The sequence below is a fragment of the Paraburkholderia podalyriae genome (assembly GCF_014397785.1).
In the GTDB taxonomy this organism is placed as follows: domain Bacteria; phylum Pseudomonadota; class Gammaproteobacteria; order Burkholderiales; family Burkholderiaceae; genus Paraburkholderia; species Paraburkholderia podalyriae.
The window spans coordinates 170,078-189,148 of record NZ_VZQQ01000012.1 but is presented as its reverse complement, the minus strand read 5'-3'; the positions used below and the strand labels follow the sequence as shown (position 1 = coordinate 189,148).

General features: G+C 64.1%; 14 protein-coding genes. 4 read left to right on the top strand and 10 right to left on the bottom strand.

What is annotated here, in order from left to right; genetic code table 11:
* Positions 1-59: 59 nt before the first annotated feature.
* The 6 genes from F6X42_RS16815 to nirB form a co-directional block, all read right to left on the bottom strand.
* Positions 60-425, bottom strand: a complete 366-nt coding sequence (locus F6X42_RS16815) for an ArsR/SmtB family transcription factor (RefSeq protein WP_187635300.1) — start codon at positions 423-425, stop codon at positions 60-62.
* Positions 409-870, bottom strand: a complete 462-nt coding sequence (locus F6X42_RS16810; RefSeq protein WP_187635299.1) for an SRPBCC family protein — start codon at positions 868-870, stop codon at positions 409-411. The genes F6X42_RS16815 and F6X42_RS16810 overlap by 17 nt, the downstream gene beginning before the upstream one ends.
* Before the next feature lie 119 nt (positions 871-989).
* Complete coding sequence (locus tag F6X42_RS16805) at positions 990-2,357, bottom strand: MFS transporter (protein WP_187635298.1); 1,368 nt, start codon at positions 2,355-2,357, stop codon at positions 990-992.
* Positions 2,358-2,527: 170 nt separating this feature from the next.
* Positions 2,528-6,712, bottom strand: coding sequence for a bifunctional nitrate reductase/sulfite reductase flavoprotein subunit alpha (locus F6X42_RS16800; protein ID WP_187635297.1), 4,185 nt, complete (start codon positions 6,710-6,712; stop codon positions 2,528-2,530).
* Positions 6,713-6,762: 50 nt separating this feature from the next.
* Entirely contained in the window at positions 6,763-7,128 is a 366-nt protein-coding gene (gene nirD, locus F6X42_RS16795; protein ID WP_187635296.1) for a nitrite reductase small subunit NirD, read from the bottom strand.
* Between the two features lie 49 nt (positions 7,129-7,177).
* Positions 7,178-9,718 carry a nitrite reductase large subunit NirB gene (gene nirB, locus F6X42_RS16790; protein ID WP_187635295.1) on the bottom strand — a complete coding sequence of 847 codons (2,541 nt, stop codon included), beginning with the start codon at positions 9,716-9,718 and terminating at the stop codon, positions 7,178-7,180.
* Positions 9,719-10,311: 593 nt separating this feature from the next.
* On the opposite strand from nirB, the gene cobA reads away from it, so the two are divergent.
* Complete coding sequence (gene cobA, locus F6X42_RS16785) at positions 10,312-11,112, top strand: uroporphyrinogen-III C-methyltransferase (RefSeq protein WP_187635294.1); 801 nt, start codon at positions 10,312-10,314, stop codon at positions 11,110-11,112.
* 5 nt (positions 11,113-11,117) lie between these two features.
* Here the strand turns inward: cobA and F6X42_RS16780 are convergent, their stop codons facing one another.
* Positions 11,118-11,999 (bottom strand): MOSC domain-containing protein, encoded by an 882-nt coding sequence (locus F6X42_RS16780; protein ID WP_187635293.1) that lies wholly within the window; start codon positions 11,997-11,999, stop codon positions 11,118-11,120.
* Positions 12,000-12,237: 238 nt separating this feature from the next.
* On the opposite strand from F6X42_RS16780, the gene F6X42_RS16775 reads away from it, so the two are divergent.
* Together F6X42_RS16775 and F6X42_RS16770 are read left to right on the top strand one after the other, a co-directional pair.
* Entirely contained in the window at positions 12,238-12,642 is a 405-nt protein-coding gene (locus F6X42_RS16775; RefSeq protein WP_187635292.1) for a heme-binding protein, read from the top strand.
* Positions 12,643-12,722: 80 nt separating this feature from the next.
* Positions 12,723-14,897 (top strand): malate synthase G, encoded by a 2,175-nt coding sequence (locus tag F6X42_RS16770; RefSeq protein WP_187635291.1) that lies wholly within the window; start codon positions 12,723-12,725, stop codon positions 14,895-14,897.
* Between the two features lie 74 nt (positions 14,898-14,971).
* Here F6X42_RS16770 and galU read toward each other — a convergent pair whose 3' ends face one another.
* Both galU and F6X42_RS16760 read right to left on the bottom strand, forming a co-directional pair.
* Positions 14,972-15,889 (bottom strand): UTP--glucose-1-phosphate uridylyltransferase GalU, encoded by a 918-nt coding sequence (galU, locus tag F6X42_RS16765; RefSeq protein WP_187635290.1) that lies wholly within the window; start codon positions 15,887-15,889, stop codon positions 14,972-14,974.
* A 285-nt stretch (positions 15,890-16,174) separates the two neighbouring features.
* Positions 16,175-16,318 carry a hypothetical protein gene (locus F6X42_RS16760; protein WP_008921966.1) on the bottom strand — a complete coding sequence of 48 codons (144 nt, stop codon included), beginning with the start codon at positions 16,316-16,318 and terminating at the stop codon, positions 16,175-16,177.
* 259 nt (positions 16,319-16,577) lie between these two features.
* Between F6X42_RS16760 and F6X42_RS16755 the strand changes: the two genes are divergently transcribed.
* On the top strand, positions 16,578-17,825 hold the full coding sequence (locus F6X42_RS16755) for an acyltransferase family protein (protein WP_187635289.1): 1,248 nt from the start codon (positions 16,578-16,580) through the stop codon (positions 17,823-17,825).
* Positions 17,826-17,948: 123 nt separating this feature from the next.
* Here F6X42_RS16755 and F6X42_RS16750 read toward each other — a convergent pair whose 3' ends face one another.
* Positions 17,949-18,743 (bottom strand): hypothetical protein, encoded by a 795-nt coding sequence (locus tag F6X42_RS16750; RefSeq protein ID WP_246530109.1) that lies wholly within the window; start codon positions 18,741-18,743, stop codon positions 17,949-17,951.
* Positions 18,744-19,071 lie beyond the last annotated feature (328 nt).

Genomic DNA, 19,071 nt, shown 5'->3' with positions numbered 1-19,071 from the left:
CCAGGCGAACCGTCAGCGTGCGGGCCCGGTTGGCGCGCTCACCGCGAACACCGCGTTCCTCATTCCTCGACCATCGTCTTCAGCTTCAGCAGCGCCTGATCCCACTGCCACGAAATCGCGTCGAGCGCGCGGCGCGCCGCGTCCAGATGCGTGGGCTCGAATGCCCACAGGCGCTCGCGTCCGACCTTCACGTCATGCACGAGGCCCGCGTCGGCAAGCACCTGCAAATGCTGCGTGACCGACTGCCGCGTGATGTCGGTGCCGGCCGTCAGTTGGGCGATCGACATCGCGCTGCCCGCGCACAACGCCGCGACGAGACGCAGGCGCGTCTCGTCACCGAGCGCCGCGAACACCGCAGCCGAACTGCGCAGTGTCGCCGCCTTGAAACCCACCTTCGCGCAGGCGGCCTTAGCTCGCGCCGACATATCGTTCGATGTTGCCCATCTGCTGCGCCCAGCCGCCCTCGTTCAGCCGGAACGCCTGCTCGCGGCGCCCGACCGGTAACTGGTCGAAGCCCGATTCGACGACGCGCAGCAGCGTGCCGGACTCGACCTCGCTCAGATCGAACGCGACGAGCGTGGTCGGCTCCGGCGTGTAGTCGATCGTGATATCGATCGCGGCCGGATGCCAGCGCCACGACAGATGATGCTCAGGCTCGACACGCTCGACCAGCACTTCCATCACCAGATGCTCGTAACCCGGATAGGTGATGTGCCCCTGTGCGGATTGTCCCGCGACGAACTGCTGGCCGGTCAGGTTCACGCCGAACCATTTGCCGAATTCCTCGGCGTTGGACAGCGCGCGCCATACGCGCGAGCGCGGCGCCTTCAACAGAATCTGCTTTTCGATGCGATCAGTCGATGAGTTCATATGCAGCCTCCTGCCTGCATATTAGAAACATCGTCGCCGATATGCAAGCATGCGACCGCGCTTTGTGTCAGAGCATCCCGCGTGCGTCGCCGGCACGGCCGAACGCCGCACGCCGGGCCTTACTCCGTCGCATGCGCGTGCATGACGCCGGTTTGCACCGACCACGCCATCCACGGCCGGCGCAGCGCGACGATCGCAACGAATGCGCAAGCCGACAGCGTGCCGAACGTCGCAAAGCCCATCTGATAGCTGCCGGTGCTCTCTTTCGCGATGCCCATCACGACCGGCAGATAGAAGCCGCCGATGCCGCCCGCCGCGCCGACGATGCCGGACATCAGACCGGTGCGACCGGCCCAGCGATGCGGCACCAGCTGGAACGTCGCGCCGTTGCCGAGTCCGAACGCGACATACAGGCACAGCAGCAACGCGATGCCGCCTGTGAGCGACGGCATCGCCACGGCGAACAGGAAGTCGCCAACGGCGATGATCGCGAGCAGCACGGTCAGCGCGCGCACACCCGACACCCGGTCGGCAATCAGGCCGCCGAGCGGGCGCACCATCGCGCCGGTCGCCGCGAGCAGCGCCATGAACAGACCCGCGTCGATTTTGGACAGTTGATACAGGTTGGTCAGCAGCAGCGACACATACGAGGACATGCCGACGAAACCGCCGAACGTGATGCTATAGACCAGCATGATGACCCACGTATCGCGCTCGGCTAGCACCGAGCGATAACGTTGCGGCAGCACCGCGATCGCGAGCAGCGCGCCGACCACCGGCAACAGCAGCACGCCGGTCTTGCCCGCGCCGAACAGCCCCGCTTCGACGAGCAGCACGAGCACGATCAAACCGACGAGCGTCGTCGCAAAGCTGCCGAACGCGCGCAGCACGCTGCCGGTTTTGATGCCCGCGTCGTTGGCCCAGAAGTACAGCGTGATCGCGGCGATCGCAAGCAGCGGCAACGCGCCGCCTGCCGCCAGTTGCCAGCCGTAACGCGTCGCCAGTTGCGGGAACAGAAAGCCGTCGAGCACCGCGCCGATGTTGCCGGCCGCGGCTAGCCCCAGCACGAGGCCCTGCACTTTCGGCGGATAGTTGCTGCCGGCCATCGGCAGCGCGACGGCGAAGCTGGCGCCGCCGACGCCGAGGAACACGCCGAGCACCAGCAGCATTTCGTACGACGGCACCGCTTGCAGCAGCGGCAGCACGATCGTCGGCACCGCCGACAGCAATACACCCATCAACGCAATGCGTTTGCCATGCGCGGACTGATACAGATTGCCGAGCGTCACGCGCAGAATCGCCGCGGACAACACCGGCACCGCGACGAGCAGACCCTGCTGCGCGGGCGTCATCGCGATGCTCTTGCTGATGAACGGCGCGAGCGGTCCGTACAGCACCCAAACGGTGAAGCCCGTGTCGAAATACAGAAAGCAGGCGACGAGTGCGCGCCAATCACCGCTTCGCAGAGAGTGCATCACGTTTTTCATCAGAGATCCTCAGTAAATAAAATGCCTGGTAGTCCGGTTGCTGCGTTACTTATCTTTTGCACCGGCATGTCGTCCGGAGTTTTCACCGGGACTAGACATGCAAGCGTCATGCCATCGTGCTGTCTGTTACGAGGCTTTTTTAAAGGCATCTTCTGAAACGCATCGGCGACTCAATACACGTCGCGTGCATAGCGCTTTTCGCGCGTCAGACGGCTCACGTATTCGAGTGCTTTCTCTTCGCTCATGCCACCGTGCGTCGCGATCACGTCCTTCAGCGCCGCGTCGACGTCGCGCGCCATCCGGTTCGCGTCGCCGCACACATAGAAATGCGCACCGTCTTCGAGCCATGCCCACAGTTGCGCACCGTGTTCGCGCATGCGGTCCTGCACATAGATCTTGTCGGCCTGGTCGCGCGAAAACGCGACGTCGAGCCGGCTCAGCAGACCGCTCGCGCGCATCGCTTCGAGTTCGTCGCGATAGTAGAAGTCGGTCGCGGCATGCTGCTCGCCGAAGAACAGCCAGTTGCGTCCGCGCTCGCCGCGCGCCTGCCGTTCGTGCAGAAAGCCGCGAAACGGTGCGATGCCCGTGCCGGGCCCGACCATGATCATCGGCGTGTCCGATTGATGAGGAGGACGAAAGTGCGCGGACTTCTGCACGAACACGGGGACGTCGGCGTCATTTGCGCGATCCGCGAGGAATGTCGACGACACGCCCTTGCGATGCCGCCGCCCATTGCTGTAACGCACCGCCGACACCGTCAGATGCACCTCGCCCGGATGCGCCTTCGGGCTCGACGCGATCGAATACAGGCGCGGCTGCACGCGCTTGAGCATGCCGGTCAGCTCGGTGGGCGTCAGGCTCACCGGAAACTCGTGCAAGACATCGGCGAGTTGCTGTCCCCAGAGCCATTGCTTCAGATCGGCCTTGCGTTCGGGCGCGAGCAGATCGCGCAGCGCGCCGTTGCCGCTGCGCGCGGCGACGAACGCGAGCGCTTCGGCGCTCGGCCGCGCGATCTCGTAGTGTTTGCCGAGCGCATCGGCGAGCCGCATGTCGCCGATCCCCGCGACCTGCACCGATGCCTCCGCGTCCAGACCGCTCAGCGTGATCAGTTCGTCGACGAGTTCGGGGCAGTTGCTCGGCCATACGCCGAGCGCATCGCCGGCTTCGTATTCGAGGTTCGTCCCGTCCGTTTGTAGCGACACGTAGCGCGTATCCTTCGCCGCGCCCTGCCGGTTCAGGCGCAGATTGCCGAGCACGCGCGACGCAGCCGGCCGCGCCTTCGTCGGCACCGCGCCCACCACCGCGTTGATCATGCCGCCCGGCGGCACCGCGTACAACGCGGCATCCGCTTGCTTGATGCAGACGATCACGCGTTCGAGCCATGCATCGGCGCTTTGCTGATATTCAATATCGCAATCGACGCGCTCGGTCAGACGCAGCGCACCCTGCGCGGCGAGCCGCTCGTCCAGACGGCGGCCGTGACCGCAAAACTGATCGTAGTTGCGATCGCCGAGCGCGAGCACCGCGAAACGCACAGCGTCGAGGCGCGGCGCCGTCGCGGCGTTCAGGTGCGTCCAGAAGTCCTGCGCGTTGTCGGGCGCATCGCCGTCGCCGAACGTGCTCGTCATCAGCAGCACGTATTGCGCCTTCGCGAGCGTCGCGAACGAGTAGTCGGCCATGCACGCGGTGCGGATTTCGAAGCCCGATTCCATCAGACGCGTCGCGTAACGCTCGGTCAGCGATTCGGTGTTGCCGGTTTGCGAGGCCCACAACAGCGTGACCTTCGGCCGCGCGCGCACGATGCGCACGCCCGATTCGCGTGGCTCTTCCTGTGCGAGATTCGGCCTCGATGCAGCGGCCGACGGTTGGGCCGTCGTCGCGCTGCGGCTATACAGCCCCGCCAGCAGACCATCGACATAGAGCCGTTTCACCGCATCGAACGGCGCGCTGTGCGGCAGCACCGGCACGGTGTCGAGGCCTTGCGCTTCGGCCGAACGCAGGCCACTGACGAAACCCGTCAGATACGCGCGCTCCGCATCGCAGAGCGACGGCATCGGCGCGGGCTCGGGCGGCAATTGCAGCAAAGTCGTGAGGGCTTCGATACGGGGCATGGGTTGATCCTTGGCGCTGGGCGTTAACACCGCTGCGCCGGCGAAGGTAGAGAGCGCGTCGTCGTCATCGCGTGTGTGCGCGACGCGATCGGTCGTCACCGGACTCAGCGCGACCGCGCAGACTTTCAGTTCGGGCTGCAGAGAAACCGGATCGATCGCGTCGTTGGTCACCGCGTTGATGCAAAGTTCGTCGCCGAACACGTCGTTCCAGTGCATCGGCGCGAAGCACTGGCCCGCGTTGACACGATCGGTGACGACCGCGGGCAGGACCGCGCGGCCACGGCGCGAGCGGATCTCGACCGCGTCTTTCGCGCGAATGCCGAGTTCGGCCGCGTCGTCCGGATGAATCTCGACGAACGGTCCCGGGTTCAGCTTGTTCAGCATCGCGACCTTGCCGGTCTTGCTCATCGTGTGCCATTGATGCTGCAGGCGGCCCGTGTTCAACACGATCGGGAACTCGCGATCGGGCAACTCGGCCGCGGGCGCGTACGCACGCGCGAAAAACTTCGCCTTGCCGCTGGCGGTCGGAAAAGCAATGCGCGGCCGGCTGCCATCGTCGGATTCCCTGAGCGTCTGGCTCACGCCGTCGTTCAGATAGCGAAGCGGATTGCGCTCCGACGAATCGGCTGACGCGATCGGCCACTGCAGCGGCGAGTCCTTCAAACGGCGATGGCTCGCGCCGCGCAGGTCGTAGCCGGTCACCGGGTTCGCCGCGCGCGTGAGTTCGGCGAACACTTCGTCGGCGCTTGCATAGCTGAACGCGTCGGCAAAGCCCATTTCACACGCGATGCGCGCGATGATCCGCCAGTCGGGCAACGCCGCGCCGGGCGGTTCGATGGCCTGCTGCATCAGCGTCAGATTGCGCTCCGAGTTGACCATCACGCCTTCGGCTTCCGCCCACAGCGCGCCGGGCAGCAGCACGTCGGCGTAGCGGTTCGTTTCGGTATCGAGGAACGCGTCCTGCGCGATCACGAGTTCGGCCGCGCGCAAACCGGCGATCGCGGTCTGCCGGTTCGGGACGGTCGCCACCGGATTCGTGCAGATGATCCAGCACGCCTTGATGTCGCCCGAGGCCATCCGCGCGAACAGGTCGATCGTGCCGTTGCCCGGGTCCGCCTTGAGCGTGCCTGGCGCGATGCCCCACAGTGCTTCGACGAACGCACGGTCTTCGGCGACCAGCGCTGAACGCTGCCCCGGCAAACCCGGGCCCATGTAGCCCATTTCGCGGCCGCCCATCGCGTTCGGTTGGCCGGTCAGCGAGAACGGTCCACTGCCGCGCCGGCAGATGCGGCCCGTCGCCAGATGCAGATTGCACAGCGCATTGGTGTGCCACGTGCCGTGCGTGCTCTGGTTCAGGCCCATCGTCCAGCAGCTCATCCAGTCATTGGCCGACGCGATCATTTGCGCGGCGCGGCGGATGTCGTCGGCGGCGAGGCCCGTGATGCGCGCGACGTTCTCCGGCGTGTACTGCGCGAGGAACGCCGGCATCGCATCCCAGCCTTCGGTGTGTTCGGCGATAAAAGCCGCATCCGTTGCGCCGTTTTCGTGCAGCAGATGCAGCAGACCGTTCAGCAGCGCGAGGTCGGTGCCGGGTTTGATCTGCAGGAACAGATCGGCTTTCTCGGCGGTCGCGTTACGGCGCGGATCGACGACGATCAGCTTCGCGCCCGCCTTCACGCGATCCATCATGCGCAGGAACAGGATCGGATGACAGTCGGCCATATTCGCGCCGCTGACGAAAAACAGATCCGCGTGATCGAAGTCTTCGTACGAGCCGGGCGGGCCGTCCGCGCCGAGCGACAGCTTGTAGCCGCTAGCCGCGCTCGCCATGCACAGGCGCGAATTCGCTTCGATATTGTTCGTGCCGATAAAGCCCTTCGCGAGCTTGTTGACCAGATACTGCGCTTCGAGCGACATCTGCCCCGACACGTAAAACGACAGCGCATCGGGACCATGCTCGTCGAGCACACGCCGCAGACGCGCGGCGGTACTGCTCAACGCCTGCGCCATCGGCAGCGGCACCGGGTCTTCGTCGCGCGCACGACGCACGAACGCGCCTTCGAGACGACCCGACTTGCGCAGCGCGACGTGGGCCGACTGCCCTTTGGTGCAGAGCCGGCCCAGGTTGGCCGGATGCTCCTTGTCGCCAGCGATCTTCACGACCTGGCCGTCCTCGACGTGCAGCACCATGCCGCAGCCGACGCCGCAATACGGACACACGCTCTTTACGCTGGTAGCAGACATGCGCGAATGATCTGGTTGAAAAATCGGAACGATGAACAAAGGCCGCTACATCAAACCGCGACCCACACCTGGCCGTGTTCGACGCGCGTGGCAAACGCGCTGACCGAATACGACGGCGTTTCGAGGCATTCGCCGGTGCGCAGATCGAAGTGGTGCTTGTAGATCGGCGACGCGACCACGATGCGTTCGCCGAGACTGCCGACGAGTCCGCGCGACAGTACCGCCGCGTGCGAACCCGGATCGAAATTGTCGATCGCATAGATCGTGGGCGTGGCCGGCGACTCGGCTTCGCCGCCATCCACGTAAAACACGGCCACCTGTTCGCCGTTCACGAGCGCACAAACGCCGGTGTTCGGCACGATGTCGTCGAGCGCGCAGATTGCGGTCCAGGCGCGAGGCAATGGTTCGTTCTTCATGACTGGGCTCCTTGATGAACAAGCTGGGATCGGATCGGATCGGATCGGATCAAACCGTCTCGACGACGACTGGAATATCGATGCGCCGCACCTGCCGCTCGTCAGCCGTGGCCGGCCGGATCTGTCCACGCTCCTCGACGAACGCGACGTTGCTGTCCGACTCGCCGCTGTTGACGAAATGGCGGAAACGCTTGCGCGTCTCGGGATCGGTGACGGCCTTCTTCCATTCGCACTCGTAGGTGTCGACCACGTGCTGCATCTCCGCTTCGAGTTCCACGGCGACGTCAAGGCGATCGTTGACGATCACATCGATCAGATAATCGAGCCCGCCTTCGAGGTTGTCGCGCCACACGCTGGTGCGTTGCAGGCGATCGGCGGTGCGTACGTAGAACATCAGGAAGCGGTCGATGTAGCGCACCAGCGTCGCCTTATCGAGGTCCGCGGCGAGCAGTTCCGCGTGACGCGGCTTCATGCCGCCATTGCCGCACACGTACAGATTCCAGCCCTTCTCGGTCGCGATCACGCCGACGTCCTTGCCCTGCGCTTCCGCGCATTCGCGGGTGCAGCCCGACACACCGAACTTGATCTTGTGCGGAGTGCGCAGCCCCTTGTAGCGATTCTCGAGTTCGACCGCGAGACCGACCGAATCGCCGACGCCGTAGCGGCACCACGTCGAACCGACGCACGACTTCACGGTGCGCAGCGATTTGCCATACGCGTGGCCCGATTCGAAGCCGGCCGCGATCAGCTCTTCCCAGATCGACGGCAATTGTTCGACCCGCGCGCCAAACAGATCGACACGCTGACCGCCGGTGATCTTCGTGTAGAGACCGTATTTCTTCGCGACCTGCGCGACCGCGATCAGACCGTCGGGCGTCACTTCGCCGCCCGGCATGCGTGGCACGACCGAATAGGTGCCGTCGCGCTGGATGTTGGCGAGGTAGTAGTCGTTGGTGTCCTGCAGCGACGCGTGCTCCTTCTTCAGCACGAATTCGTTCCAGCACGACGCGAGGATGCTCGCGATCGCCGGCTTGCAGATATCGCAGCCGAGCCCGCGGCCATGCTTCGCGAGCAGCGCGCCGAAACTGCGCAGTCCCTCGACGCGCACGAGGTGGTACAGCTCCTGGCGCGAATACGGGAAGTGCTCGCAGACGTGGTTGTTCACCGCGAGACCCTGCTTCTTCATCTCGGCCTTCATCACCTGCGTGACGAGCGGCACGCAGCCGCCGCACGAAGTGCCCGCGCCGGTCGCGCTCTTCAATGCGCCGATGTCGGTCGCGCCCGCGCAGACCGCCGCGCACAGCGCGCCCTTCGACACGTTGTTGCACGAACAGATCTGCGCGGCAGCGGGCAATGCCTCGACGCCGAGCGCCGGTTTCGCGTTGCCGTCCGCTTGCGGCAGGATCAGGAATTCGGGGGACTCGGGCAACTCGATGCGGTTCAGCATCATCTGCAGCAGCGTGCCGTATTCGCTCGCGTCGCCGACCATCACGCCGCCGAGCAGGTATTTGCCGCAGTCGGAGACGACGAGCTTCTTGTAGATCTGCTTGCGTTCGTCGCTGAACCGATAGGTGCGGCTGCCCGGCGTACTGCCGTGCGCGTCGCCGATGCTGGCGACGTCGACGCCCATCAGCTTGAGCTTGGTGCTCATGTCGGCGCCCGCGAATTCGGCCGTGTCGCCGAGCAACTGTTTCGCGACGGCGCGCGCCATCTCGTAGCCGGGCGCGACGAGGCCGAACAGCTGGCCCTGCCACAGCGCGCATTCGCCGATCGCGTAGATGTGCGGATCGCTGGTGCGGCACGCGTCGTCGATTGCGATGCCGCCGCGTGCGCCGAGTTCGAGGCCGCAGGCGCGCGCGAGATCGTCGCGCGGACGGATGCCCGCGGAGAACACGATCATGTCGGTGTCGAGATGGCTGCCGTCGGCGAACTGCATGCGGTGCGTGCCCGCTTCGCCGTCGACGATCGCCGTCGTATTCTTCTGCGTGTGCACCGTGACGCCGAGTTCTTCGATCCGGCTGCGCAATACGCGGCCGCCACCGTCGTCGACCTGCACCGCCATCAGGCGCGGAGCGAATTCGACCACGTGCGTTTGCAGGCCCATGTCGCGCAGCGCCTTCGCGCATTCAAGGCCGAGCAGGCCACCGCCGACGACGGTGCCCGTTTTCGAGCGGGCGCCGCATTCGCGCATCGCTTCGAGATCGTCGATGGTTCGATACACGAAGCAGTCGCCGCGCTCGCGGCCCGCCACCGGCGGCACGAACGGATAGGAGCCGGTCGCGAACACGAGGCGGTCGTACGGCAGCGTTTCGCCGTTCGAGACCGTCACCGTGCGCGCGTCGCGGTCGACCGAGACGGCTCGCGCGTTCAGCTTCAGTTGCACGCCGTGGCGCTCGAAAAAGCCGGGCTCGACCAGCGACAGGTCATCGGCGGTCTTGCCCGCGAAGAACTCGGACAGATGCACGCGATCGTAGGCCGGTCGCGATTCTTCGCACAGCACCGTGATGTCGAGATCGGCCGCGGCCTGTTGCGCCAGGCATTCGACCAGCTTGTGGCCGACCATCCCGTGGCCGATAACGATGATTTTCATGAGCGCGCTGTCCTCTGGTGTCTGGCGAAAGCGGTTGCGGAAATAAAAACGGCGTCCCGCGAACCCAGCCGAGGGCTGAATCCGGGGGACGCCGTTGTCCTGTTCGGTGCTGCGGAGCGCGTGCGGTTGTGCTGCATGCGCGACGAACCCACGTTGGTCCGATGGCAACGCTTATCGCAAAGGCTGTGCCAATTCGGATAAATGCGCGGCAAAGCGCCGTGTGGCGGGCGTTTGCGGCATCTCGCGCGGCCTCGGACCGCACCTCCCGCGCGACGCGTTTTGATGCGGCAAAGCACAGGGATGGTGCGACGCAGCACTGTCGACGTGCGAAATGAACGCGCACGGGCGTGCGATCGCCGTCATGTTTTCCGCGTGAATCGCAACGTGTGGCAACGGCTTGCGCGCCTTGATCGGACCGATGGCGTGGTCCTTGCATGGCTCTTGCGCAACGTCATCGCGGCAACGTCGTCGCGACGCGCGGACTCAACCGTCGACAGGCAATGCAATGGACAACGGCGTCCCCTCGTGATCTTCACGGGCGGGCGCCGTTTTCGTTTCGGGCCAACAGAAACCAACGGCATAAGGACACCAACATGAATACCGACACCGGCAAGGTCACGCTGCTGAGCGCGGGCCCGGGCGACCTCGACTTGCTGACCCTGAAGGCCGTCAAGGCGCTTGCCGCCGCCGACGTCGTGCTGCTCGACGACCTCGCGAATCCCGACATCGTGACGCTCGCGCCGCAGGCCCGCGTGATTCGGGTCGGCAAACGCGGCGGCTGCCGCTCGACGCCGCAGGCGTTCATCGAGCGACTGATGCGGCGCTATGCGCTGAAGGGTTTGCACGTGGTGCGCGTCAAAGGCGGCGAAGCGCTGCTGTTCGGGCGCGCGGGCGAGGAGCTCGCGATGCTGCGCGACGCAGGCCTCGCGGTCGAGATCGTCAACGGCATCTCGTCGGGCTTCGCCGCTGCGGCGGGGCTTGGCATGTCGCTCACGCATCGGCGGCATTGCCACGGCGTGAGCTTCGTCACCGCGCACACCGAAGATCACGGCGAGCCGGACTGGGCCGCGCTCGCCGCGACGCGCACGACGCTCGCGATCTACATGGGAATGCGGCGTATCGACAGCATCGCCGCCGCGTTGCTCGCGCACCTGCCGGCCGAAACGCCGGCCGCGGTCGTGCAATGGGCCGGCGGCATCGACGAGCGGCGCCTGTTGACGCGGCTCGATCGGCTTGCCGCCGATGCGCTCGGCGCGGGCTTCGGCAGTCCGGCGGTGATTCTGGTGGGAAACGCAGTCGGCGAGAGCGCCGAGGCGCCCTGCTGGGAACGCGAACGTCGCGGCGAAGGCGGTGGGCAAACGCTGCCCGCGTCAGTCATCGTGCGGGCGGCCTGACAGGCTTAGTCGCCGAACCCCAACTCCGCATCGACCTGCTGCCCGACCCGCAGCCATGCCCCCGCCCCGCTCGCGACCAGCGCGTTGTTGCCGAACGTGACCGCGCCGTCGAAGCGCTCGCTCACGCGGTAACCGAGCATCGTGTCGGTCGGCTCGTTCGGCCAATCGGGATCGGGTGCGCCGCGCGCCTGATCGATGGTCGGCATCGGGCAGCGCGAGCATAGCTTGACGAGACGCAACTCGACGCGCGCGCTCGAGTCCGCATTCGCGTCGACCGCGAGCGTCTCGACATAGTCCTCTTCATAGGCATCGAGGCCGCTGAGCACGATATTGGGCCGAAAGCGATCGATTCCGATCGACGGCGCGCCTTTACCGTTCAGGCGCGCGTTCAGATCGTCGAGCGACGCCTGGCCGACCACCAGCAGCGGAAAGCCATCCGCAAAAAAGGTCGTGGCGCCGCCGGTGCTGTCCGTATAGTCGGGATCGACGATGCGTTCGCGCTCGGGATCGAAGCGCAGCAAGCGCGCGGGCAGACCGAGGAACTCCGTGAACCAGGCCGCCGTTTGTTCGCCGGTGTCGAGCCCGTAGGCCGCGTCGCGCCACACCGCGGTATCGACCCTTGGGGCGGCCGCGAGCCGCGCGGCATCGAGCGGCGTGCGCAGCTCGCGCATGCCCGGCGCGCGCACGATCAGATCCTGCTCGCCGAGTTCGACCTTGATCAAGGCCATGCGCGGATACGCGCGCTGCGTGAACATCGCGCCTTCAGGATCGACGATCATCCAGTTGCGGTCATATTCGACGCCCGTCGCCAGCAGGCGAGCCTCGCCCAGCGTGATGCCCGCGCAGGATTTGATCGGATAGACGAACAGTTCGCTGATGATTGGCATGGTCCGAGGTCTCGTGGGAACGCAGTTTTGGTGAAGATGCGATTGTAAAGCGCTCCGCGTGCGCGCTTCCAGCACTGGCTTCGCGTGCACCGGTGATGGCCGACCAGGGAAGCCGCCGTTTCGCGTTGGGACGCCTGGAAGTAAAATCGTCGGATCAGACAGGCGCCGGCGCGCCGCATCAACCGGTCACTGAAAGAAGCTGTAGAACCCCTCCCATCACCGAGACAGGATATTCATTATGCTGAGCAAACCCGTGTTGACCGTCACCGAGACGACCCGCATCGTCGATGCCGCCCGCGCGGAAGCCGACAAGAACAAGTGGCCTGTCGCGATCGTGGTCGCGGACGATGGCGGCCATCCGCTCGCGGTATTGCGTCTGGATGGCGCGGCGCCGTCCACCTCGTATATCGCGACCGAGAAAGCCCGCACCGCGGCGCTCGGCCGCCGCGAAACCAAGGTCTATGAAGACATGATCAACAACGGCCGCACCGCGTTCCTCAGCGCGCCGTTGCAGGGCACGCTCGAAGGCGGCGTGCCGGTGATCGTCGACGGCCAGGTGGTTGGCGCGGTCGGCGTGTCGGGCGTCAAGTCGGAGCAGGATGCGCAGATCGCGAAGGCCGGCATTCAGGCGCTCGGCGTCTAGAGCGTCGAGCGCCAAAGCAATCCCATGGCACAACGCGGACCGATGCCCCCTCATCGGTCCCATAACAGATGGAGCAGTCGATGACTCAGATGAACCCGCGCGGCGGACTGCAGGTCGCCGCCAACCTCGACCAGTTCGTTGAAACCGAAGCCCTGCCCGGCAGCGGAATCGACAGCGCTGCCTTCTGGTCGGGTTTCGACGCCCTCGTGCACGAGCTGGCGCCGAAAAATCGTGCGTTGCTCGCCGAGCGCGACCGCCTGCAAAGCGAACTCGACAACTGGCATCGGGCTAACCCCGGCCCGGTGCGCGACCTGCGCGCGTACCGCGCGTTCCTCGAAGGTATCGGCTACATCGTGCCGGTGCCCGCCAGCGTCAAAGCCACGACCGACCACGTGGACAGCGAAATCTCCGGGCAGGCCGGCCCGCAGCTCGTCGTGCCGCTATCGAATCAGCGCTATGCGCTGAACGCCGCGAACGCGCGCTGGGGCAGCCTGTACGACGCGCTGTACGGCACCGACGCGATCCCCGAAACGGACGGCGCGGAAAAGCAGAAGGCTTTCAACCCGGTGCGCGGCGCCGCGGTGATCGCGTATGCACGCAAGTTCCTCGATCAGGCCGCGCCGCTCGCGAACGGCTCGCATGTGGACGCGTCACGCTATAGCGTCGAAAACGGCCAGCTCGTCGTCACGCTGAAGAGCGGCACCAGCGCCCTCGCGACCCCCGCGCAGTTCGTCGGCTATCAGGGCGACGCGAGCGCGCCGTCGGCGGTGCTGATCAAGCACAACGGCCTGCATGTCGAGATTCAGATCGATGCGAACGATTCGATCGGCAAGACCGATGCCGCCCATGTCAAGGACATCGTCGTCGAAGCGGCGGTCACCACGATCATCGATTGCGAGGACTCGGTCGCGGCCGTCGACGCCGACGACAAGGTGCAGCTCTATCGCAACTGGCTCGGCCTGATGAACGGCGACCTGACCGAACAGGTCACCAAGAACGGCAAGACCTTCACGCGCCGGCTCAACGCCGATCGCGAGTACACCAGCGCGGACGGCAAGTCGCAGGTCAAGCTGCATGGCCGCTCGCTGCTGTTCATCCGCAACGTCGGCCACCTGATGACGAACCCAGCCGTGCTGACGAAAGACGGCCACGAGATTCCGGAAGGCATTCTGGATGCGGTGATCACCACGCTGTGCGCGCTGCGCGACCGCCACAACAAGCTGAACTCGCGCACCGGCTCGATCTATATCGTGAAGCCGAAGATGCACGGGCCGGCCGAAGTCGCGTTCGCGAGCGAGTTGTTCGCGCGCGTCGAAGACCTGCTGAAGCTGCCGCGCAACACGATCAAGATGGGCATCATGGACGAGGAGCGCCGCACCAGCGTGAACCTGCTCGCCTGTATCGCCGAAGCGTCGGCGCGCGTCGCGTTCATCAACACGGGCTTCCTCGACCGCACCGGCGACGAGATGCACTCGGCGATGGAGGCGGGGCCGATGATGCGCAAGGGCGACATGAAGTCGAGCAAGTGGATCACGTCGTACGAGCGCAGCAACGTGCTGGTCGGTTTGAGCGCGGGCCTGCGCGGCCGCGCGCAGATCGGCAAGGGCATGTGGGCGATGCCCGACCTGATGCACGCGATGCTCGAGCAGAAGATCGGCCATCCGAAGGCCGGCGCGAACACCGCGTGGGTGCCCTCGCCGACTGCCGCGACGCTGCACGCGCTGCACTATCACCAGATCGACGTGCAAGCGGTCCAGCAGGAGCTCGAACGCACCGACTACGCGAAGGTGCGCGACGAACTGCTCGACGGCCTGCTGACGATTCCGGTCGTCGACATGGCGCAGTGGAACGACGACGAAATCCGCGCCGAGGTCGACAACAACGCGCAGGGCATCCTCGGCTACGTGGTGCGCTGGATCGATCAGGGCGTCGGCTGCTCCAAGGTGCCGGACATTCACGACGTCGGGCTGATGGAAGACCGCGCAACGCTGCGTATTTCGAGCCAGCACATCGCCAACTGGCTGTATCACGGCGTGATCAAACGCGAGCTCGTCGAGCAGACGTTCAAGCGCATGGCCAAGGTCGTAGACGCGCAGAACGCGGGTGATCCGCTGTATCAGCCGATGGCGCCGGGCTTCGACACGATCGCCTTCAAGGCCGCGCAGGCGCTGGTCTTCGAGGGCCGCCAGCAGCCGAGCGGATATACCGAGCCGTTGCTGCACAAGTTCCGGCTTGAAGTGAAGAACGAGCGTTAACGCCGTCCGGCCGAAACGACAACGGGCGCCGCACAACAATGCGGCGCCCGTTTTTCCTTCCAGGACACGTCACGTCACGCGGCTTCGGCCGTCAATTGCGCCGCCTCGCCACCTGACGCTTCGTTCTGCATATAGGCCTGCAGATACGCTTCGAATTCAGCCTTCACCTCGGGATGGCGCAGCGCGAATTCGACGGTCGCCTTCAGATAGCCGAGCTTGCTGCCGCAATCGAAGCGCGTGCCGAAGTAGCGGTACGCGAGCACCTGCTCTTCGGTCAGCAGCGACTGCACCGCGTCGGTCAGTTGCAGCTCGCCGCCCGCGCCCGGCTTCAGCGCGCGGATGTGCTTGAAGATCGTAGGCATCAGCACGTAGCGGCCCACCACGCCGAGGTTCGACGGCGCCTGGTCCGGCGCGGGCTTCTCGACGATGCCCGACAGCTTGATCACGTTGTCTTCCCACTCGCGACCGTCGACGACGCCGTATGAGCGGCTGTCCTCGCGCGCGATCGTTTCGACGCCGATCACCGAGCTGTGATAGTGATTGAACGTATCGACGAGCTGGCTCATCACGGGCTTCGTGCTATGCAGCAGGTCGTCGGCGAGAATCACCGCGAACGGGCTGTCGCCCACGAGTTTTTCGGCGCACAGCACCGCATGACCGAGCCCGAGCGCTTCGGCCTGGCGCACATAAAAGCAGTCGACATTGGCCGGCTTGATGCTGCGCACGAGATCGAGCAGCTTCTGCTTGTTGCGAGCCTCGAGTTCGGACTCGATCTCATAGGATTTGTCGAAGTGATCTTCGATTGCGCGCTTGCTGCGGCCCGTCACGAAGATCATCTCGGTGATGCCGGCGGCGATCGCTTCTTCGACCGCGTACTGGATCAGCGGCTTGTCGACGATCGGCAGCATTTCCTTCGGACTTGCTTTGGTAGCCGGCAGGAATCGTGTCCCGAGGCCCGCTACGGGAAACACGGCTTTGGTGACTTTCAGCATGGTAGGCATTCCCACATCGGTTAGAAGTTAGTGTGTTCGCGGACCTGGCGGCCAATCGATGTCGGCGCAAGGCTAGCAGAAAAACTGCGAGATTCACGGAAGCGGGTTTTCTCCGATTTAATTCGGATAATTCGCACATTAATCGCAATGCGCTATTGCGAAAAAATTGAGGAAATTATTACGTATTTATCGCCAAACGATGATGGGCCAATCCGAAAGTCTTACCTTTCGGACAGCCGTTGGCATTCCCCGCCCGACGATTCGGCGAGCGGGTCCGGCCGCGCGTCATTCCTGTTCGTCGACCGGCGGCAGCTTGCCCGGGTTCATGCGATAACGACGGATCGGCTCGTTGCGCAACGCATCGCGGTACGCGGAGGCGGCAACCAGGATCAGCAGGACGGCCACGCCGGCCAGTAAGTGCAGGTTCATGACTTCACCTCGGGTCAGAAAATCCTTGCCTTAAATTAGCACGACAAAAACGGCAAATAATTCGGCGCTGCATACGCAGATGCGTAATTACAATTCGTCACAAAATCCATGTCGCATTTAATCCGAAATGCAATTTTTTTATCCATTTTTCGGGATTGCGATGCTCTAGCATGGATGCGTCGCGGGGTGCGCAAGACGCCCGGTCGACTGCCTGTTGCACTTCCATCTCTCTTTTTCCCGATTCAGATAAGGACCGCGTATGAGCGACCCAGCACTGGATGCCGCCGGCTCATCCCTGCCCCTCTCTGCGCTGCCGCGCGTGGAGACCAGCCCGCCCGCGGCGCAGGCGCGCGCCGATGCACGCATCGGTAGCGCCAGCAAGGAGCACGTGATCGACGCGATGCGAGGCTTCGCCGCGCTGCTGGTCGCCTACTTTCATTGCCGCCAGATCGTGTGGGTCGGTATGCAGGCGTTTCATCAGAGCGCCGGACATACGCTGAATCCCGGTACGTTTGCCGCGTATCTGACGTTTCCGATCGCGTGGGGCTCGGCCGGTGTGCCGATGTTCTTCGTGATCAGCGGCTATTGCATCCATCGCGGCGGCGCGCTGCGGCTCGCGGACAATCCCGCTTACCGGCTCGATGCGGGTAACTTCTGGCTGCGGCGCTTCGCGCGCATCTATCCAGTGCTGCTCGCGGCGCTCGCGCTGACCTTCGCGCTCGACTCATTGAGCCTGCAATTTCCGCCCGTCAGCCACAAGATTCGCGACATCGGTCTGCACGCGTTTCTGGTCAATCTGTTTTCGCTGCAGGGCGTGGCCGGCAAAACGTATGGCTCGAACGGTGCGTTGTGGACGCTGTCGCTCGAAGTGCAGTTCTATGCGATCTATCCGCTGCTGTTCGTGCTACGCAGACGCATCGGCATGAACGCCGTGCTCGCGCTCGTCGGCGCGATCAACGTTGCGTCCGCATACGGGTTGGAGCGCCACGATTTGCAGTTCTTCACGTCGTACTGGTTTTCATGGACGCTCGGCGCGTGGATCGCCGACGCCAAAGCGCGCAGCGCGCGAGAGGCGCGTGCGCCCGCATCGCTGTACGTGCTCGCGGCGGCCTTGGTCGCGGCCGGCTGCGTCGCGTTTCATTTCGGTCAGTACGGCGCGTTCCAGATATGGGCGCTCGGCTTCGCGTGCTATCTGTACAAGGCGCTCGATGCGCGCAATGACGCGCAACGCGAAGCGAGCGGCGTGCTCGCGCTGCTTCGCGCAGCGTCGCACGCGCTGTCGCGCCTGCTGTCCCGCGTCGGTGACTTCAGCTTCTCGCTGTATCTGATCCATCTGCCGATCTTCGTGCTGCTGTCGGCGTGGCTGTTTCGTTCGTCGCTGCAGATGTCCATCTGGCCGTCGTTCGGCTATATGCTGGTCGCGGTGCCGTCCGCTTATGTGTTCTTTCGGCTGGTTGAGTTGCCTGCGATGAAGTGGTCGGCGAGTTTTAAGGCTGGAAGGCGCTAGCAGAGTCTGGACGCCGGGTCATGGCCGCCGTATTCATGGCGGCCTTTAAATGGCCCCGCCGAGGCGGGGCGTCAGTTCAAGCTATCACTTCGCGTCAAAAGAAAGACTGACCATAGTTGTCAATCAGTCATCGTCGCTCACGGGATACCGGTCCACCTCGACCTTCATTTCGATCTTCGTGCGTTCGGGACCAAGCAACTGCATACGCTCGGTACGACCCTGATCGTCAGTCACCCCAATGTACTCCTGCGCGCTGGTTGTCACGCGGTAGCAAATGTCGGCTAGAGGTTTCCGATTGCCGGAGCCGTCGTTTCCGATCAGAGTCAATTTTTTTTCCTCAGTTCGCGCGGTCCACACCTCGGTTTCGAGAATACGGACTTTCGCGGGTTCGCGATTGTCTCCACACGCAAAGCGGTTGCTTCCGGGTGCTGGACCCGGTGTATCAGCCGTTACCGCATAGCTGGCGACTCCTTGTAGCTTTGGGCTATTACACAGGTTCTGACATCCCGAAGGCGGACAAATTGGAACGAACTTGACACCAATCTGCCATTTGTTATCTGGATCGACCTTGCCCCCGCTCAGTTCGATGACTCGTTCATAGACGTGTATTTTTTCCTTGTCCAAACCTAGTTGAACCAGGAACGCCTTGACATTCTTTCCTCGTAAGGCAGCAAGCTCTTTCGGATTCCGCTCGGTTTCAAAAGCTGCCGCATCAACCTCTGCGCTCGCGCCTTCTGTTGTCCATTCCCTTGCTGTCAGGTAGTGGCGAGTCAGAGAAAGACGGTCGCTATTGCCTACATCAGCAGTGTTAAGCGGCAATTGCATGTTGTCCCGAAGAAAGACTGAGCAGGCATGCGATTGCAACGATATCGCCACGGCGATTGCGCCCAAGGCGTAACGGATAGATTTCATGTCCATGTTGTTAGTAGCGTGCCAAAACGTACCGGGCAATACTGTCTGCATTGGTTATTGCACGATCAGCGTGATCACGGGCGAGCCACGATAGGGGTGTCACCATGCGGACTGTGCCAGATCGCCCGGAATCTGTATGGTCCCATTCGCGCGCCGCCCATATGCCGCATGGTCGGACTGTCCATTCGGACTCCCCATCCGGCATCTGCAACGGAAAACGATTGCAATATAGATTCCTTGAATAGCGGGCGATCCTTCAGCATCGGCACGATGTTATCGTTGAAGCTAATCGACCCTTCTGCGTAAGCAGTCGGAACAAGCAACGTGCAGAACA

Excerpts from the sequence above, each read along its gene's own strand:
- nirB (WP_187635295.1), bottom strand. The coding sequence starts at position 9,718 with ATGAAAATCATCGTTATCGGCCACGGGATGGTCGGCCACAAGCTGGTC.
- F6X42_RS16810 (WP_187635299.1), bottom strand. The coding sequence starts at position 870 with ATGAACTCATCGACTGATCGCATCGAAAAGCAGATTCTGTTGAAGGCG.
- galU (WP_187635290.1), bottom strand. The coding sequence starts at position 15,889 with ATGCTGAAAGTCACCAAAGCCGTGTTTCCCGTAGCGGGCCTCGGGACA.
- F6X42_RS16755 (WP_187635289.1), top strand. The coding sequence starts at position 16,578 with ATGAGCGACCCAGCACTGGATGCCGCCGGCTCATCCCTGCCCCTCTCT.
- nirD (WP_187635296.1), bottom strand. The coding sequence starts at position 7,128 with ATGAAGAACGAACCATTGCCTCGCGCCTGGACCGCAATCTGCGCGCTC.
- F6X42_RS16805 (WP_187635298.1), bottom strand. The coding sequence starts at position 2,357 with ATGAAAAACGTGATGCACTCTCTGCGAAGCGGTGATTGGCGCGCACTC.
- F6X42_RS16750 (WP_246530109.1), bottom strand. The coding sequence starts at position 18,743 with ATGGACATGAAATCTATCCGTTACGCCTTGGGCGCAATCGCCGTGGCG.
- F6X42_RS16800 (WP_187635297.1), bottom strand. The coding sequence starts at position 6,712 with ATGTCTGCTACCAGCGTAAAGAGCGTGTGTCCGTATTGCGGCGTCGGC.
- cobA (WP_187635294.1), top strand. The coding sequence starts at position 10,312 with ATGAATACCGACACCGGCAAGGTCACGCTGCTGAGCGCGGGCCCGGGC.
- F6X42_RS16770 (WP_187635291.1), top strand. The coding sequence starts at position 12,723 with ATGACTCAGATGAACCCGCGCGGCGGACTGCAGGTCGCCGCCAACCTC.
- F6X42_RS16780 (WP_187635293.1), bottom strand. The coding sequence starts at position 11,999 with ATGCCAATCATCAGCGAACTGTTCGTCTATCCGATCAAATCCTGCGCG.
- F6X42_RS16815 (WP_187635300.1), bottom strand. The coding sequence starts at position 425 with ATGTCGGCGCGAGCTAAGGCCGCCTGCGCGAAGGTGGGTTTCAAGGCG.
- F6X42_RS16775 (WP_187635292.1), top strand. The coding sequence starts at position 12,238 with ATGCTGAGCAAACCCGTGTTGACCGTCACCGAGACGACCCGCATCGTC.
- F6X42_RS16760 (WP_008921966.1), bottom strand. The coding sequence starts at position 16,318 with ATGAACCTGCACTTACTGGCCGGCGTGGCCGTCCTGCTGATCCTGGTT.